This is a genomic window from Ligilactobacillus ceti DSM 22408, from assembly GCF_000423245.1.
In the GTDB taxonomy this organism is placed as follows: Bacteria; Bacillota; Bacilli; order Lactobacillales; family Lactobacillaceae; genus Ligilactobacillus; species Ligilactobacillus ceti.
Window position 1 is genome coordinate 706,481 of sequence record NZ_KE383993.1, and the last position, 16,772, is coordinate 723,252.

The 16,772-nt window shown below is 32.5% G+C and carries 18 protein-coding genes; 1 reads left to right on the top strand and 17 read right to left on the bottom strand.

The annotated features are described in order from the left end of the window. Position 1: 1 nt before the first annotated feature. The 5 genes from G540_RS0106295 to G540_RS0106320 form a co-directional block, all read right to left on the bottom strand. A complete protein-coding gene (locus G540_RS0106295) occupies positions 2–670 on the bottom strand; it encodes a histidine phosphatase family protein (RefSeq protein WP_027107421.1) in 669 nt (222 codons plus the stop codon). Between the two features lie 134 nt (positions 671–804). Continuing rightward, positions 805–1,014, bottom strand: coding sequence for a LysR family transcriptional regulator (locus G540_RS0106300; RefSeq protein WP_338048136.1), 210 nt, complete (start codon positions 1,012–1,014; stop codon positions 805–807). A gap of 197 nt (positions 1,015–1,211) precedes the next feature. Further along, positions 1,212–1,529 (bottom strand): hypothetical protein, encoded by a 318-nt coding sequence (locus tag G540_RS0106305; protein ID WP_027107423.1) that lies wholly within the window; start codon positions 1,527–1,529, stop codon positions 1,212–1,214. 470 nt (positions 1,530–1,999) lie between these two features. Continuing rightward, positions 2,000–2,518 (bottom strand): metallophosphoesterase, encoded by a 519-nt coding sequence (locus tag G540_RS0106315; RefSeq protein WP_027107425.1) that lies wholly within the window; start codon positions 2,516–2,518, stop codon positions 2,000–2,002. A gap of 15 nt (positions 2,519–2,533) precedes the next feature. After that, the gene (locus G540_RS0106320; protein ID WP_027107426.1) at positions 2,534–3,130 is read right to left on the bottom strand and encodes an XTP/dITP diphosphatase; all 597 of its coding nucleotides are present in this window, start codon (positions 3,128–3,130) and stop codon (positions 2,534–2,536) included. A 133-nt stretch (positions 3,131–3,263) separates the two neighbouring features. On the opposite strand from G540_RS0106320, the gene G540_RS07170 reads away from it, so the two are divergent. Then, positions 3,264–3,713 (top strand): YslB family protein, encoded by a 450-nt coding sequence (locus G540_RS07170; RefSeq protein ID WP_035463633.1) that lies wholly within the window; start codon positions 3,264–3,266, stop codon positions 3,711–3,713. Between the two features lie 46 nt (positions 3,714–3,759). On the opposite strand, the gene trxA is transcribed toward G540_RS07170, so the two are convergent. From trxA to zwf, 12 genes are all read right to left on the bottom strand, one after another. Beyond that, complete coding sequence (gene trxA, locus G540_RS0106330; protein WP_027107427.1) at positions 3,760–4,071, bottom strand: thioredoxin; 312 nt, start codon at positions 4,069–4,071, stop codon at positions 3,760–3,762. Positions 4,072–4,167: 96 nt separating this feature from the next. Beyond that, positions 4,168–6,528, bottom strand: coding sequence for an endonuclease MutS2 (locus tag G540_RS0106335; RefSeq protein WP_027107428.1), 2,361 nt, complete (start codon positions 6,526–6,528; stop codon positions 4,168–4,170). A 20-nt stretch (positions 6,529–6,548) separates the two neighbouring features. Next, entirely contained in the window at positions 6,549–7,046 is a 498-nt protein-coding gene (locus tag G540_RS0106340) for a CvpA family protein (RefSeq protein WP_027107429.1), read from the bottom strand. 2 nt (positions 7,047–7,048) lie between these two features. Then, positions 7,049–7,327, bottom strand: a complete 279-nt coding sequence (gene zapA / locus G540_RS0106345) for a cell division protein ZapA (protein ID WP_027107430.1) — start codon at positions 7,325–7,327, stop codon at positions 7,049–7,051. 135 nt (positions 7,328–7,462) lie between these two features. Further along, positions 7,463–7,759 (bottom strand): DUF1292 domain-containing protein, encoded by a 297-nt coding sequence (locus tag G540_RS0106350; protein WP_027107431.1) that lies wholly within the window; start codon positions 7,757–7,759, stop codon positions 7,463–7,465. Between the two features lie 16 nt (positions 7,760–7,775). Beyond that, a complete protein-coding gene (gene ruvX, locus G540_RS0106355) occupies positions 7,776–8,216 on the bottom strand; it encodes a Holliday junction resolvase RuvX (protein ID WP_027107432.1) in 441 nt (146 codons plus the stop codon). A 2-nt stretch (positions 8,217–8,218) separates the two neighbouring features. Next, on the bottom strand, positions 8,219–8,476 hold the full coding sequence (locus G540_RS0106360; RefSeq protein ID WP_027107433.1) for an IreB family regulatory phosphoprotein: 258 nt from the start codon (positions 8,474–8,476) through the stop codon (positions 8,219–8,221). Positions 8,477–8,640: 164 nt separating this feature from the next. Then, positions 8,641–11,277 (bottom strand): alanine--tRNA ligase, encoded by a 2,637-nt coding sequence (alaS, locus tag G540_RS0106365; protein ID WP_027107434.1) that lies wholly within the window; start codon positions 11,275–11,277, stop codon positions 8,641–8,643. A gap of 321 nt (positions 11,278–11,598) precedes the next feature. Then, entirely contained in the window at positions 11,599–12,921 is a 1,323-nt protein-coding gene (locus G540_RS0106370) for a DEAD/DEAH box helicase (RefSeq protein WP_027107435.1), read from the bottom strand. 1 nt (position 12,922) lies between these two features. After that, on the bottom strand, positions 12,923–13,876 hold the full coding sequence (locus G540_RS0106375; RefSeq protein WP_027107436.1) for a DHH family phosphoesterase: 954 nt from the start codon (positions 13,874–13,876) through the stop codon (positions 12,923–12,925). A 106-nt stretch (positions 13,877–13,982) separates the two neighbouring features. Continuing rightward, positions 13,983–15,068 carry a DNA polymerase IV gene (dinB, locus tag G540_RS0106380; protein ID WP_027107437.1) on the bottom strand — a complete coding sequence of 362 codons (1,086 nt, stop codon included), beginning with the start codon at positions 15,066–15,068 and terminating at the stop codon, positions 13,983–13,985. 93 nt (positions 15,069–15,161) lie between these two features. Then, entirely contained in the window at positions 15,162–16,625 is a 1,464-nt protein-coding gene (gene zwf, locus G540_RS0106385; RefSeq protein WP_027107438.1) for a glucose-6-phosphate dehydrogenase, read from the bottom strand. Positions 16,626–16,772 lie beyond the last annotated feature (147 nt).

Consider the following 16,772-nt stretch of genomic DNA (forward strand, 5'->3'; position numbering starts at 1 on the left):
ATCACTCTTCTCTTTCTTTTCTCAACTTAATCCGATTAATATATTCAACTTCAAATTCACCATCTTGATAATTAACTAAACTAGCACGTGAATTATCTAGTAAAAATAACGGTACTTCTCCCTCTAAACTTTCAATAAAACTCGATAAAATCAATCCATGTGTAACTATTAAGACATTGGATTCATCCGGAGTATGATCACCGATAAAACGTAATGTTTGTGTAATACGATTCACCAGATGATCAAAACTTTCAATTTGCTCATTAGCCGGCAAAGTCCGAAATAATTCCGTCATTTCTAAAACATGTTCCTCATTTAAAAAAGCTTTAATGAGTTGTTTCATACCTAAATTTTTAACGGCATGCCACATCAAATGTACACTTTTAGTCTCTTCAAATTGACCAAAACTCAATTCACGTAAATTAGGTTCACAATAAAGCGGTGGTGTTCCATATTGATTATTGTGAATAATATGTTCAGCGGTATCTTGCGTTCTTTTCAAGTCGCTTGTATATACAGCCGTAAACTTAATATCAGATAATTCACGTCCTAATCGTTCAGCCATACGGATCCCTTTAGGCGTCAAGGAAGAATTAGTAATCCCTTGTAAATGACGCGATCGATTTAATTGCGTTTGACCATGACGAACTAAATAAAAATGTACACTCAAATAACTCACCGCCTTAATTTATATTATAAACTGTTATCTTTAGAATAACACAGAAATTAATTTTTGAGCGTGCCAAGGTATTGAATCTACAAAAAAATCCTTTAGCTACATTCTGTAACTAAAGAACTTGGTTTTTAATCAATTAATTCCTCAATTTGTAATCCATATAATTGTGCTACTTGCTCATTTTGGGGAACTGACTTAATAACTAAAATTACTGAAAATCCTTTACTTGAATCATAGCCTGCAAATGAAATCACTTCTTCAACTTGATAGATGGTACCATCTGTATTATAAATATACTGATCAACAAGAGGGAGTTTTTCAAAACTGGTCTTATTCATGCGGTAATACTCCCCTTGATTGTCATGCATGACTAACATTACTTTAATCATTTAATCCCACCTTTGTTTATATTAATATATTTCATTGTAACAAGTTTGACCGCTAACTACAATTATTTACCTAAAGTTATAACCTAAAAAAATAAGAGCCACATTCATTCGAATGCAGCTCTTATCGCAAAATAAAATTAATATAATTAGTGTGTATGCATCTTAACTTTCACATCATCACCCATGTAATATTTTGCTTTACGTTTTAAATAACGTAATAATTGTGTTTCATTAGCGAAAATATGGGGACGTGTTTGTCCATGCAAGCGAACTGTAATTTTGTTAATTTTAATCCGACCAGTCCACGTATATGTATGTTCAACAATGAAACGATTATTTAAATCATTTTCATCTTTCCCAAACATTAAAACATACACTCTATCAGGCACTATCAACGGATTAACGTGCTCTTTTTTATAATGCACACCATTTGCTTTTAAGAAATTCTTAGTTTTTCTAAGCATGTTTTTCCTCCTTGTGACAGTTTCCTCTTAATTGAGCTCTCTCAATCATATTCACATTATACCAGTCTAAAATATTTATGCAATTTTTTTAATACGAAATATTAGTTTTTATTTTTTTAAAATTAGTAATATAATTCACTAAAGCGTTTTCTTTGTTGAAATAAGGCTAATCTTAGTATGATTAGCCTTACTTTATATTTTTGATAATTTTTTATTTACATACTAAAACAGCTATGATTATCACTGTAGCAACTTCATAATATCCGTTGGAATTTTATCGTGTGCCTACTTTTTATGGTTTTTATACTCAACATAAATATAAGCAATAAATAAACTCAACCACCAAAGTAAACTCAAGATTAAAACATAACGTAAAAGCGGCCATTCCCAATATAATGTCATAATTTTCAGCAACAAAGTAATAAAAAACCAACTAATCATTTTAGTTTTTAATGTAGCTTGAAATTTCATTATTTTTGAATAACACCACTTAAATTAGGAACAAGTTCACATTCACGATTATAATAATCAATTTTGATTTCATCATCACTTGTTTCTACGATTGCAAAAGTTCCTCCGATAAATGTAAATTGTCCTCGCGGATAACTGATACTACCTGGATTCAAATATAAACAACCTTGTTGGTATTCATAACCCAATTGATGTGTGTGACCGAAGAAAACTAAATTAGCTTGTTCTTCACGGGCTAATAAACTTAAACTTGTTAAACCAAAATTGACAGCATGTAAATGACCATGTACTAATAAAATGCGATCTGATCCAAATTCTAATACTTTTTCATTAGGATAATTCATATCATAATCACAATTACCTTTCACACTTTGAAAGTTTTCCCAAATTTTAGCATCAGCCGGCAATTCAGAATCTCCACAATACAACATAGCATCAACTTCACCTTGAAACTTAGCACTTATTTCTTCTAAAATCCCTAAATCTCCATGTGTATCACTAACAACTACATATTTCATCGTAATCGCTCCTTTTTAATTTTGCCACCATTGATCAAAATAAGTTAATAAAGCTTGCACTGCTCTTCCCCGATGACTAATACTATTTTTTTCAGCCATCGTTAAATTAGCAAATGTTTTTTTGAATTCAGGATAATAAAATAATGGATCATACCCAAAACCATTTTCACCTTGAGCTTCATTTAAAATATATCCATAAACATTTCCTTCTACAATTAACGGTTGTTTGTTGGGTGCTGTCACTACCATTGAACAATGGAAATGTGCTTGTCGTTGTTCTTGAGGTATATCTTTTAAATTATTTAATAACTTTAAATTATTAGCTTGATCGTCATGATCTTTAGCATATCGAGCAGAATAAATTCCTGGCTCACCATTTAAAGCATCAACTACCAAACCTGAATCATCTGCTAAAACTGGTACTTGTAAAATATCACTTAATGTTTGTGCTTTTTTTAATGCATTTTCGGCAAATGTTGTTCCGTCTTCAATAATTTCTGGAATATTAGGAAAATCAGCTAATGTTTTAACACTAAAACCTTTCGCTCCAAAGATTTCTTTAAATTCTCGTGCTTTTCCAGGATTATTCGTTGCAATGACTAATTCTTGCATCTTTTAACCACCTTATCATCTTATTTCAGATCTCTCTTCTATTTTAACGTTTTTAATAATCTTAATTCAATAACATTTTAAGTCATCCTTAAAAGTTGTATAATAAAAACATCAAATTAGAAGGAGTTTGCAAATGCCTAAAAATTTATATAACTTAGCCTTAGAAAATAATAATTTGGCTTCAACATTTGGTCTTGAATTGTTGCGTGATATCCTCATTCCTGATATTTTAGGCGAAGATAATCATATTGCATATTGGGCCGGTAAAAAACTCGCTCGTGATTTTGCACTCGCAAAAGATGAAGAATTACCTATTTTCTTTAAAAATGCGAACTGGGGAATTTTAACTCGAACTAAACATAAAAAAGGCAAACAATATTTTTCATTAACTGGTGACATTGTGGCTTTACGTCTCAATAATAATCCAGATGCTGATTTCTCATTAGAAGCTGGTTTTTTAGCAGCTACCATTGAACAACAAATTGGTTTTGTCACAGAAGCTATTATTGAAAAAAGAACGAAAGATACTATTGAATTTTTTGTTCAAGTTGATTTACATGATCCACTTGATTTAGCTGAATAAAAAAAGCAAGTATTCTCAAAACGAGAATACTTGCTTTTTATTTTAATTACATATATTTGCCTAAAATAGCCATTAATTGTTCTTTTGGATGATATCCAACTAAAGTTTCTTTAATTTGACCATCTTTGATAACAAGCATTGTTGGAATACTCATAATGCCTAATTGAGCTGCAACGCCTTGATTTTCATCAACGTTCATTTTAGCTACTTTAACACTATCGCCAACTTCTGCGGCTACTTGTTCAATAACTGGACCTTGCATACGACATGGACCACACCAAGGTGCCCAAAAATCAACTAATGATAATCCGTTTCCTGTTTCTGCTGTAAAAGTTGCATCATTTAATTCTTTAACCATAATATCCACCTTCACTTTCTTTATGTAAGTAAATTGTAGCATATTTTAAGATAATTGCAATACTTCTGCTCAAAAATACTTACTAAAAATAACTTGTTATTTAAAATAAACAATCGTTGCACCATTTCCGCCAGCATTAGGTGGTGCATATTCAAATTTCTTCACAGCTCGATTATTCTTCAAATATTTAATAATCCCATTACGTAAAGCACCGGTTCCTTTACCATGAATCAATGTAATTTGACCATATCCTGCCAATAAAGCAGAATCAAAATAGCGATCGACATTTGTTAAAGCTTCTTCATATCTTTGTCCACGTAAATCTAAGGTTGGTGAAACTTGTTTACTTTTTGTCTTATGAACAATTGTTTTTTGTGGTTGAGCTTCATTTTTAACATTAATCTTTTCTAAATCAGCTTCATTAATCTTCATTTTTAAAATGCCTAATTGAACTTCCCATTCATGTTCATTTAATTTTTTAATTAAGACACCTTGTTGCCCATATGATTTGACTAAAACATCATCATTAGGTTGTAATGTTTGTTTTAACTTAGCTCGTTTTAAAACACGATTCTTTTGTAAATGTAAATCATGATGTAAATTATTCAATTCTGATTTAGCAGAAATCAACTGATCTTCTTTCACATTAGCATTAGCATTTAAACGTAAATTACGTAACTCAGTAATAATTTCTTGCGCTTGTTTTTCTGCTTTAGCAACGACTTCATTAGCTTCTTGTTTAGCTTTTTGCATTAATTGATCTTTTTGATTTAAATATTGATGATATTCTTTTTCTAATTCAGCATGCAAATGTTCAGCTTGTTTTAAATCACTTTGTAACGCAAGACTTTCTTCTTCAGCAATTTGTCTTTTTTGTACTAAATCAGCAATCATTTGATCTAATGTTTGACTATCTGTAGATGTAATTCCTTTAGCAGCTTGAACAATAATTGGATCTAAACCTAATCGTAAAGAAATATCTAAAGCGTTACTTCGACCTGGAATCCCCATTAACAAACGATATGTTGGCTGTAATGTATCAACATTAAATTCCATACTAGCATTGATGGTTGCCGGTCTTTCATATCCATAAGCTTTCAATTCTGGATAGTGCGTTGTAGCTACTACATAAGACCCTTTGGTGCCAACCGCATCCAAAATTGCAATCGCTAAAGCAGCACCTTCTTGTGGATCTGTCCCAGCACCTAATTCATCAAATAACACTAAGGATTTTTCATCGATTTGTTCTAAAATACTAATAATATTAGTCATATGTGAAGAAAATGTACTTAAACTTTGTTCAATCGATTGTTCATCACCAATATCTGCAAAAATTTCCGTAAAAATACCAATTCGACTACCTTCATAAGCTGGAATAAACAAACCAGATTGCCCCATTAATTGCACCAATCCTAATGTTTTCAAAGTAATCGTCTTACCACCAGTATTCGGTCCCGTAATCACAATTGCTTGATAATCTTCACCAAGAGTAATTGTATTACGTACAGCTTGTTTCTCTGTTAATAATGGATGATAAACTTCCCTCAAATAAACATAATTTTCAGCTGATAATTTAGGTTCAGTCGCTTTTAATAATTTAGCATATTTAGCTTTGGCATTAGCATAATCCAGTTCACCAATAATTTGACTATTATTTGCTAATTCTTCAATATAAGGTGCTAATAAAGCTGATAATTCACGTAAAATACGTTGAATCTCTTCTTTTTCAGCCATTTTTTGTTGTTTCAAACGATTATTTAAATCAACAATAACTTTTGGCTCAATAAATAAAGTCTGTCCTGAAGAGCTTTGATCATGCACTACACCACCAAATTTACCACGATATTCAATCTTAACTGGTAAAACATAACGATCATTTCGAATAGTCACAACAGCATTGCTTAAATATTGTGCTGCCGATCCTTTGGTTAAATGACCCAATTTTTCTCTAATTTGACTTTCCGTCCCACTAATTTGCCGCCGAATACTACTTAATGTAGCTGATGCCCGATCAGTTACCATACCATCATCATCGATTGCTTTAAACAAACGACTATTCACATCATTCAATTCATCTAATTGCAAACTTTTAACATCCAATCGTTGCAATGTCAGTTCTTCTTCATCTAATAAATCGTTAAAAAAGTTTTTTAAAGTTTGACTGGTTCGTAAAAGTTTACTAATTTGAGCGAGTTCATTTCCATTTAAAACAGCACCTATCTTTAATCTTTTTAAATGAGCTGTAATATCAGTTAATTGACTTAATGGCATGCCACCTTTAACTCGTAAAATTTCAACCGCATCTTTAGTTTCTTGTAAATGCATTTCAATTGTTGCGAAATCTGTTTGTGGTTCCATTTTTTGAACTTGCACGCGACCCATTTCTGTAACGGTTTGTTCATTAACTTTTTGTTTAATTTTAGTATATTCTAATGTTTGTAAAATTTTTGAATTCACACGATCAACCCCTTCCCCTGCTATTTTGAATTAAGATACTTTTGCCACAATTCCGATAAATAGGGAGTTTCTTTTAAGATTTTATTGGTAATTACTGTGTCTTGAACTTGTTTTTGTAAATGCAAAGTCGGTGAAATAGATATAATTGCTAAACTAGCAAAGATTAATAAATACATACCAACTACACCTAAAAGCCCGCCTAAAAGGGCATCTAATTGGGCAATCACTGGTAACTTGATAAAGAAGTTTATTGTTTGTAAAAACATCCGAAAAACCAATCCACCAATTATTAACAACATCCAAAAAGCCACAAAACGCCAAAATGTAACATTCAGCCAACTATTATTATGACTAAACCACGATAATAATAAATTACTAAATCTTTTAGCTAAAAAGAAGGCGGCCAAAACAACAATTCCATACCCAATAACATTAAATAAAGCGACTAAAAAACCTTTTTGATAACCTTTTTTAAAACCTAAAAATAATAACACCAAAACAATTATGGTAAAAATCATTTTTACGCTTCTTCCTTTGGATTTTCATCACAGGCACTAACTGCTAACTGTTTCGTTAATTCATCAATTTTTTCTTGCATTTTAAGTTGATCAGAAACAGCATTGACTGCAATTAACATTGCTGCACGTTCCTTAGAGATTGTTGCATCAATTTCTCGAACTTGTTTCAATTGATGTTCAATAATTTCAACAACAGCATCCATATGTGGTGGTGTACTTTTTCCAATAATAATATATTCTAAACCATCAATTTTAACTTTAAAGCGTCGTTTATTATTCATTTCCTATCTCTCCTTATTTATTCACAAAAACAATTTTAGCTTATTTTTACCAAGTTGTCTTGTTTAATTTAACAAAAAAGAAGAGTTCTAACCAATAACGGTCGAACTCTTCCATTCATTTTTCGTTAAAAAATCTTATTGCATGTTAGGATCGTTTAAGAATGTATCTAAAACATCTTCAACCATTGCCCATTCAGCTTCATCTTCGATTGGGTAAAGTGTTCCTTCACCTGTTTCTGATGATTCTGGATCAAATGAGAATGCTTGAACATCAACTTGATCGCCAGCTTCTGCACCAGCATCAACTAATAAGATATAAGCTTTATCTGATTCATCTGGTTGGAATGTGAATAAAACTTGATATAAAGTTTCTGTTCCGTTTTCGTCTGTTAAAGTAATTAAATCATTTTCATTTCTTTCGATATTTTCCATTATTATTTCCTCATTTCTAAATTTGACTCATTAGCTTACCTTTACGGTCTAAATAATTTTGTAAAATTAAACCAGCAGCTAATTTGTCGATAACTTTTTTACGTTTTTTACGTGATGTATCAGCTTGTTCAACCAACATTCTTTCAGCTTCCACTGTTGTTAGTCGTTCATCTTGATAATCAACTGGTAAATTAAATTCTTCTGAAATTAGTTTACCATATGCCTGGGAGGCTTCGACCCGAGGACCTAAGGTATTATTCATATTCTTAGGTAATCCAACAACAAAACCTGCGACATCATATTCTTTGACTAATTCACGCAAGCGTTCAATGCCAAATTCAGCCTCTTCTTCATTAATCGGGATAATTTCTACCCCTTGAGCTGTCCAGCCTAATAAATCACTCACAGCTATTCCGACTGTCTTAGAACCAACGTCTAAGCCCATTAATCTTGACACACTTAGTCCTCCTTATTCAAGTACGAACGAACGAGTTCTTCAATAATTTCATCTCGTTCATGCTTTCTAATTAGATTACGTGCATCATTAAGTCTTGGAATATAAGCTGGATCTCCCGATAATAAATAACCAACAATTTGATTAATCGGGTTATAGCCTTTTTCTTCCAAAGCGGCATACACTGTTTCTAAAGTATCATGTACATCTTTTCTTTGATTCTCACCAAAATCAAAGTACATGGTCTTATCTAATGAACTCATACTTAGCACCTCCACTAAATTATTTAGCTTAATCTTCATTTTACTAGAAGTTATCACTTATCACAATGAAAATCGTCTATTTTAATCTATACATAATAGAAAAAACAAGATAAACCGCTTATAAATCCACTTTAAACGGTTTATCTTGTCATTATTACATCATATTATTTTTCCATCCAAGTTGCAGCAGCTTGTAATGCTTCTTGAATTCCGGCTGGGTTCTTACCACCAGCTTGGGCTAAGTCTGGACGACCGCCACCGCCACCGCCAACATGCGGAGCAATTGCTTTAATTAAATCGCCTGCTTTCAAACCAGCTTTAATTCCAGCTGGACTCACAGCTGTAATCAAATTAACTTTATCATCATCTGTAACAGTTGCTAAAACTAAAACATCTGATAATTCTTTTGTCTTCCATTGATCAGCTAATTGACGTAATTGACTCATACCAGAAACTTTCACTTGTGCAGCAATTAATGTCATCCCTGCAATCTCTTGAACGTTTTTAAAGACATCATTAGCTTGTTGACTAGCAAATTTATCTTCTAAAGCTTGTTTTTGTTGTTCTAATTCTTTAATTTGAGCTTGTAATTGTTCAACTTTACGTGGAACTTCTTTAATTTGAACAACTTTTAATTCACTTGCTGTATCTTTTAATAATTGGTTACGTTCTTCTAAGAAATTATATGCTTCTTGTGAAGTTACAGCTTCAATCCGACGCACACCTGCACCGACACCTGATTCAGATACAATCTTGAATAAACCAATTTCGTTTGTATTATCAACATGATTACCACCACAAAATTCCATGGAGTAATCACCAGCTTTAACAACACGTACTGTATCACCATATTTATCCGCAAATAAAGCAATCGCACCCATTTCTTTAGCTGTTTCTAAATCAGTTACAATTGTTTCAACTGGCATATTAGCCCAAATTTTTTCATTAACAATTCGTTCAATTTCAGCTAATTGTTCTTTAGTTACTGAACCTAAATTAGTAAAGTCAAAACGAAGATATGTTGGTTCAACTAAAGAACCTGCTTGATGTGAATGTTCACCTAAAACATCATGTAAAGCTTGGTCTAATAAGTGAGTTGCTGTATGATTTTTCCGAACTTTATCATGGAATTTTTGATCAACAACCAAATGATATGTTTGACCTTGAGTCATTGGTTTTAAAACTTTAATTGTATGCATATTTTGACCATTTGGTGCATGTTGGACATCTTCAACAGCTGCCACGACATCACCATCTTGATCTTTAATTAAACCTTTATCAGCAACTTGACCACCCATTTCAGCGTAGAACGGTGTTTTATCAAAGATAACTTGTGCCATTCCAGTCGCTACATGATCTACTAATTCATTATCAACAATAATATCTTTTAAGATTCCATCACAAGTTAATTCAGCATATCCAACATATTCACTTTCAGTTGTAATATCTGTTAATAAACCATTTTGAACGCCCATTGATTTAGCATCAGAACGAGCTGCACGTGCTCGATCTTTTTGTTTTTGCATTTCCATATCAAAACCAGCTTTATCAACAGTCATCCCTTCATCTTCTGCATATTCTTCAGTTAATTCAAACGGGAAGCCATATGTGTCATATAATTTAAATGCTGGTTTACCTGGTAATTCTGTTAAGCCAGCTTCTTTTGTTTCAGCAATTAAATTATTCAATAATTCAAGACCATCTTTCAATGTATCATTAAAACGATCTTCTTCCATGTGGATAACTTTTTCAATATATTCCGCATTTTCCATAACTTCTGGATAAGCTGATTGCATTACTTTTCCGACAACTGGCACTAATTTATATAAGAAAGCTTGATCAATACCAAGTTTTTGGCCATGCATAACAGCACGACGAATCAAACGACGAATAACATAGCCGCGTCCTTCATTAGATGGAATCGCACCATCACCAATTGCAAAAGTAACAGCACGTGCATGATCAGCAATAACTTTAAAGGAAATATCTAATTCTGGTTTTTCACCATATTTTTGACCACTTAATTCTTCTGTGGCTTGAATCATTGGCATAAATAAATCTGTTTCAAAGTTAGTTGGTGCATTTTGGAATAATGATACAACACGTTCTAATCCCATACCTGTATCAATATTTTTATGTGGTAATGGTTCATATGTGCCATCTGGTTTATGATTAAATTCAGAAAAGACAATATTCCAAATTTCTAAATAACGTTCATTTTCGCCACCTGGGAAGTTTTCGGGATCATCTTCTGCCACGTCGTTCATTGCTTGTCCACGATCATAGAAAATTTCTGAATCAGGACCAGATGGACCTTCACCAATATCCCAGAAATTATCTTCTAATTCATAAATATGATCTTCTTTAACACCGACTTCTAACCAATATTTTTTAGCATCTGGATCTTTAGGATAAACTGTCATATAAAGTTTTTCTGGATCTAATGCATACCATTTTGGACTTGTTAATAATTCCCATGCCCAAGCAATTGCTTCTTTTTTGAAATAATCACCTACAGAGAAGTTACCCAACATTTCAAATAATGTATGATGACGAGCTGTCCGTCCTACATTTTCAATATCATTTGTACGGATTGATTTTTGAGAACTTGTAATTCGGCGATTCTTTGGTACAACACTTCCATCGAAATATTGTTTCATTGTTGCAACACCTGAGTTAATCCATAATAATGTTGGATCATCTTGCGGAATAAGTGGTGCACTTTCTAAAATATCGTGTTCTTTTTCTTTAAAGAAATCAAGATACATTTGACGTACTTGAGCACTTGTTAATTGCTTCATTATAAATATAATTCCTTTCATATGGCAAAAAAATATCGTTGCAAAATAAGGGATAAGGACGCTTAACTGCGCGGTACCACCTTACTTGCAACGATTCTTCGTTAGCCTCTTAATTAATATTTTACTTTTATCATTCAGGTAGCATCTTTAAACCGCTATTAACACTTTCACCAACCGTGTTTTCTCTAAAAATAGTCAAACTTAAAAATATATCCTGTTTCTTCACAAGTATATGAAAAAAGCCCTTTTTTGTCAATTAAATTCCTAAGCTAAAACAAAACAACGTAAGCTTCTCATAAAACTTACGTTGTTTTAAAATGACTATTTTTTACGCGCAGTTCTTTGAGAAATACGACGTTTCATTTGTTCATCTTTTTTAATTGCTTGTTTAATTTTTTTCTTATAACCTGGTTTACGTTTCTTCTTAGCTTTACGAACTAAACCAGACACACGTGGGTCTAGAGCTTCTTTACGAACACGGCGTTTTTCACGACGATTACGATCATAAGTATCAACTAATTCCCCATTTTTCAAAGCTTTTGGTTCAAATTTAACACCAATTGCTTCTAATTCAGCAATACTTTGATCATCATTAGGACTATATAAAGTAATCGCTGTTCCTGACATACCTTGTCGTCCTGTTCGGCCAACTCGGTGTACGAAAAATTCTAAATCAGTTGGTAATTCATCATTTAATACTAATGACACACCTTCAATATCAATCCCACGAGCAGCTAAATCAGTTGCTACTACATATTGATATTCTAAGTTTTGAATTTCACGCATTAAACGTTTTCTTTGACGCGGTTGGATATCACCATGAATTTTCGCTACACGTAATCCTTGTGCACGTAAATAATCAGTTAATTTATCAGCGCGTTCTTTAGTATTAGTAAAAATTAAAGCCAAATATGGATTTCCCATTGTCAATAACTTATAAACTAAACGATTCCGATCTTGTCCTTTAGTAGACACTAAGACATTTTCAATCGTAGGACTGATGACTGTTTTATTTTCAATAACTTCAATCACTGGATTACTCATGTATTTTTTCAAGAATGGTTTTAATTTCACTGGAATTGTTGCAGAGAAAACTAACATTTGTAAATCTTTTGGCATCGCAGAAGCAATCGCATCTGTTTCGCGTAAGAAACCTAAATCTAAAGTCATATCAGCTTCATCCACAACTAAATAATGAGCATTGTGAATATCTAAAGCATTTGATTGCATCAAATCTAAAATACGTCCTGGTGTTCCAATCACAATTTGTGGTTGGGATTTCTTTAATTTTTCAACTTGACGTTGTTTATCTGTCCCACCAACATAATTTGCAACAGCAATTTCACCATCTGTAAATTTAGCCAATTGTTTCGCTGCTTCATAAATTTGATAAGCTAATTCTCGACTTGGTGTTGTAATAACAGCTTGAACACCTTTCACAGTTGGATCAATTTTTTCAAAAATCGGTAATAAGAAAGTATGTGTCTTACCACTACCTGTTTGTGATTGACCAACTACGCTCATTCCTTTTAAAATCTTAGGAATTAAACTTGATTGAACTTCAGTTGGTTGCTTAAAGTTCAACTCTGCTAAAGCTTCCGTAATAAACGGTTTAAAATTAAAATCTGTAAATTGTTTGTTCATATTATTCTCCTGTATCTGTGGCTGCAATGGCATCTAACTTAGCAATATATTCTTCAATTTGACTTTCGTCAGTAATTAGGGCGCCACTTGCTAAAGGATGACCCCCACCTTGATATTCTTTGGCTAATTCATTGATGACTGGTCCTTTCGAACGAATCCGCAAACGATAACTCCCATCATCTTGTTGAACGAATACTGTCCAACAAACAACATCTTCAATCTTTCCAATCAAAGGTACAACAGACGCTGTACTAGCATCACCTAATTCAAAACTAGCTAATGTATCTTGATTTAAAATAACATACGCTGCATTATGCGGTGTAAATTGTAAATTATCTAAAACATAAGCCGACAAATGTGCTACTGGCAATGTAATATCATCTAATTTACGATTAATTTTCGCAATATCAATTCCTTGATCCATTAATAAAGCTGTCATTCGCATTGTTTCGCTTGTTGTCGAATTATACATAAAACGACCTGTATCACCCACAATACCGGCATATAATTTCGCTGCTGCTTCCGGAGTTAATTTTAACTCACCTTGTGAACTATTAACTAAATCCACAATCATCTCGGAACAACTAGAGGCTTTATCATTAACCCACATTAAATCTCCATATGGTTCATCATTAGGATGATGATCAATTTTTAAAAGATAAGAACCTAAATCATAACGTTGATCATCAATTCTAGGCGCATTGGCAGTATCTGTAACAATCACTAAAGCACCTTCATATTGTTCATCACTAATTTCTTCAGGCTGATCGATCCAACGTAACCCTTTAATATCTTTCCCAACTAAATAAACAGTTTTCATTGGGAAACTTGCCCGAATGACATCAGCTAAGCCGCCTTGTGATCCATATGCATCAGGATCTGGTCTTTGATGACGGTGAATGATAATTTTATCGTATTGTTTAATTAAAGCAATAATTTTTTGTTTAATATCCATTATATCTCCTTGGTTTCATTTCTTAATTAATTTATCTCGTTCAATAATTAATGTTCAACAATTAAGTATACCACAAATTACAACAGTTTCCGTCTTTTATCTGTAATTAAACTGAATCCCATAGTGGTAATTGCAAATTTTCTTGCTCTTTTTCAGCTAAATTAGTTACTGTTAAGCCTAATAAACGTAAATCTAATTGTTCTAATTCAATTTCTGAAAATAATCTTTGAGCATGCTGATATAATTCTTCGGGATCGTTTGCTAAATAAGTTGTTTGTGTATATCTTTTAGTAATCGTTTCATATTGTTGATTACGAACTTTAATAACTAATGTTTTACCTTGTCTTTGGTCTAATTGTAATCTTTCGCTAACACGTGTTGCTTGCCGTCGTAATTGATTCTCTACATCAGCTCGTGTTGTTAATCCAGCAGCATATGTTCTTTCGCTACTATATGATTTTCTTTGACGTTTTCCTTGAACTTTTCTTTGATCAATTCCTCGAATTTGTTGATAAAAAACATGTCCCATTTTTCCAAAGTGCCGAATCAAATCTAATTCTTCCCATTGACTTAAATCAGCACCGGTTTGAATTCCTAATTCTTTCATTTTTAAAGCTGTTTTTTTACCCACACCACGAAACGCAGCGATTTCTAACGGATATAAAAAATCTTTCACATCATCAGCTTTAATTATCGTAATCCCAATCGGTTTACAATACTCTGAACCCATTTTGGCTAAAAATTTATTATAAGACACACCAACCGAAGAAGTTAATCGTAACTCTGCATAAATTTGGTGTTGTAACATCCGCGCCAAAACCAAAGATGATTCAATTCCTTTTTTATTATCTGTCACATCCAAATAAGCTTCATCAAAAGCAATTGGTTCTACTTGATCAGTATATTCATGTAATATTTTATGAAAAGCTTGTGAAACAGCTTTATATTTTGTGAAATCAGGTGGTTGAAAAATCGCTGTCGGACAAAGTTCTAATGCTTCTTGAGCTGTCATCGCTGAATGCACACCTGATTGACGCGCTACATAATTCGCAGTCGCTACCACCCCACGCCCGCGAGTTTTCCTAGGGTCTTGAGCAATAATGACTGGTTGATTTTGATATTGCGGATGATCACGCATTTCAATAGCTGCATAAAAAGCATCCATATCAATATGCAATATTTTTCTTTCCACCTGTATCACCTCTTTTCAATTTTATTATAAACTTTTTACTGCAAAATAAAAAAGATCAAGTTACTATCGGCAACTTGATCTTTAGTTATATTTTTATTGTACTGGATTAAATTCCCAATGATTACCATCTTTAGCTAATAATTCATCAGAACATTTTGGTCCCATTGTTCCCGGTAGATAATTTGGAAAATCAGCTGGTTCTAAATCCCAAACGTGACGAATTGCATCAACAAATCGCCAAGAGTAATTTACTTCTTCCCAATGAGTGAAGTTAGTTGCATCACCTAATAAAGCATCTAACAATAATTTTTCATATGCTTCTGGGATATTTTCTTTAGTTTCAATATCATGTAAATGACTTAAATTAATACTTTCAGTATGGAATCCAGGTTTGACCTCTTTAGCATTAATACGTAAATTCAAACCTTCTTGTGGATCAACGTTAATTGTTAACATATTAGCTTGCATACCACTATCTTTAAAAATATTAGTTGGTACTTGCTTAAAGACAATATCAATCCGTGTTGTTTTAACAGCCATTCGTTTCCCTGTTCTAATATAAATAGGCACATCAGAAAAATTCATATTATCAACATATAATTTACCGGCCACAAAAGTTTCAATATTCGAATCTTCTGCCGTATCCTTTTCTTCACGATACCCCTTCATATCACCCAAGCCAGCATATTGTCCGCGAACAAAATTTTCATTAATTTCTTCAGGTGTTGAATAAACTTTCAATGCTTTTAAAGCACTTATTTTTTCACGACGAATATCTACATCATTAAATGAAATCGGTGCATTCATTGTTAATAAAGCTACAATTTGTAAAATATGATTTTGTACCATATCTCTTAAAGCCCCGGCAGTTTCATAATATCCCGCACGTTCTTCCACACCTAGAGCTTCACTTAAAGTAATTTGAATATTATCAATATAACGATTATTCCATAAAGCGGAAAAAATATTATTGCCAAAACGAATAGCTGAAATATTTTGAATCATCTCTTTACCAAGATAATGATCGATTCTAAAAACAGATTCTTCTGGGAAATATTTTTCAATTTCCTTATTTAAAATTTGTGCACTTGCTAAATCGCGCCCAAATGGTTTTTCAATAATTAAACGATTATAGCCATGATCAGTTACAATATTTTCTGTCTTAAGATAACGAGATATTTCACCAAAGAATCGTGGTGACATCGCTAAATAAAAGAGTCGATTACCACAAAGTGCATATTTCTTATCGAGTTCATCAGCTAATTTTTGTAATGTCTTATAATGTTCCACATCACTAACATGATGAGCTTGGTAATAAAAATGACTTACGAAATCATCAGCAACTTTTTCTGATAAATATAAATCCTTAATAGATTCTTTAACAACGTTGCGATAATGTTCATCGCTCCATTCACGCCGTGCTGTTCCAATAACAGCAAATTTATTTTGTAAATATCCTTTTTGATATAAGCGGAATAATGATGGATATAGCTTTCTTTTGGCTAAATCTCCTGTTCCACCAAAAATAATAAAAAGCGCTTTTTGTTCGTTATTCATGTGTTTGGGCACCACTTTCAAATTATTTCTTTTCAGATAATTAAATTACTTTTTATAAGTAATTCATCAAAGTTATATATATTTTAACACATTTTTAAAAACAAAAAATAGAGTTTCACTTTCTTTTTACTAGTGAATACCCTATTT